This window comes from Streptomyces sp. NPDC046900 (genome assembly GCF_040644975.1).
Taxonomy (GTDB): Bacteria; Actinomycetota; Actinomycetes; order Streptomycetales; family Streptomycetaceae; genus Streptomyces.
This window is the reverse complement of sequence record NZ_JBEYXD010000257.1, coordinates 1-1,306: the sequence shown is the minus strand read 5'-3', so window position 1 is coordinate 1,306 and position 1,306 is coordinate 1. Positions and strand designations below refer to the sequence as shown.

Annotated in this window: 1 pseudogene; it reads left to right on the top strand. The window is 70.3% G+C overall.

What is annotated here, in order from left to right:
• Positions 1–1,306: pseudogene (locus ABZ904_RS51305) on the top strand (transposase); the annotation flags it as partial.

Genomic DNA, 1,306 nt, shown 5'->3' with positions numbered 1-1,306 from the left:
CCAGTACCTGGTGGGACTACGCCCGCATCCCAGGCCGTGCCCGCTCGCACACCACGGCCCGGAAGTGGGAAACGTTCCGCCTCCACGGCACTCTTGCCGGACATCTGGACGTTTACCGGCACTGGGACCTCAACCCGTGCGTGAGCGATCCGGTGCAGGCGGCCGGGCTGCCGCCGAAGACGAGCGTCCTCGCACAGCCGCGACGCATGCCTGTGCCCGTCCGGGCCCGCCGCGTCGAAACCGGCGAAGTCACCGCGAAGGGAAAACCGAAGACCCGCGCCGCAACCTGGTGGGACCACACCGGGCCCCTTGCCCTTGTGTTCACCGGCGGCGCAGACTCCCAACGCGGCGACCTCGTCCTGCCCGTGCGGCTGCCCTCCGGTGCCGGCCGCTGGCCGCGGCTGCTCCACTTCCTGAACGACCCAGAAACGTGGCACAAGGTCGACCTGGTCCGTCGCCGGGGCACGAGCACTCCCGGCGGGTGGGCGTACGAGGCGCATCTGATGGTCCTCACCGGGGGATACGCCTCACCAGCTACCCGGGCCCGGCGGGCTGCCGCAGCCGACCTGGGCCGGGTTGGTGGGATCGACGGCAACGTCTCCAACTTGTCCGTCGTCTCCTTCGCAGACACGTTCGACCCTGCCGACGGACAGGTACACTCGACCCGGGTCGAGCTAACCGACGCCGAGAGGGCCGCACTCGAGAAGGCCCGCCGAAAGGAACGCGGCCGTAAACGCGCCCTCGACCGATCCCGCCGCGCCACCAACCCGGGCCAGTACACGCCGTCGAAACGCCAGCAGGCCCGCGCCGAACGCCGCAAAGCCGCCGGACACCGCGAGAAGCAAGTCCAGGTGCCCGGCGGCGCGCGGGCGGCGAACAAGGCCGGAGTAGCGAAACAGGCATACTGCAAGGACGCCCTCTCGGCCGGCTACCGCCTCAACCGTGCCCGGATTGCCGAGGCCGCGGCCACTGCGGCCGCCGCGAAAGACCACCGCGCACGGCGAATCGCCGAGCAGATCGTCGCCGAACACGGCGCCAACCTGGTCGTCGAAGACTGCGACATCCGCACCTGGCACCGACTGTGGGGCAAGACCCTGCAGGCCACCACACCAGGGCGGCTCATCGCCGCGATCGGCAAGGAGTGCGAGAGGACCAGCGGCCGCCTGCTGCGGGCCTCGACCTTCAACACGAAGCTGTCCCAGACCTGCCTATGCGGCGCACAGGTCCGCAAAACCCTCGCCGACCGAGTGCACGCCTGCACCTTCTGCGGACTGGTCGCCGACCGCGACATGGTCTCCGCCGCACT